Annotated in this window: 1 protein-coding gene; it reads left to right on the forward strand. The window is 62.2% G+C overall.

From position 1 onward, the window contains the following. Nucleotides 1-233: transposase (locus ACOZKU_RS21665; protein WP_421580636.1), on the forward strand; the 233-nt coding region annotated here is incomplete at its 5' end. Nucleotides 234-275: the final 42 nt, after the last annotated feature.

Consider the following 275-nt stretch of genomic DNA (forward strand, 5'->3'; position numbering starts at 1 on the left):
CGACGTGGTTCTGCGACCCGCAATCACCCTGGCAGAAGGGCACCGTCGAGAACACGAACGGACGGGCCAGGAAATGGCTTTCGAGGGATATCGATCCGCTCTCGATCAGCGAACAGGACCTGAAGGAAATCTGCGACCGGCTGAACACCACGCCACGCAAGTGCCTCGGCTACAAGACACCGGCCGAGGTCTTCCGCCAGAAGCTGCTCGCGCAGGTGCGATCGGGAGGATAGGATCAACGAGCCCGCAAGTCGCGCCTCGGCTTGAGCTCACAC

It is taken from the genome of Shinella sp. M31 (genome assembly GCF_049199205.1).
Lineage (GTDB): Bacteria > Pseudomonadota > Alphaproteobacteria > Rhizobiales > Rhizobiaceae > Shinella.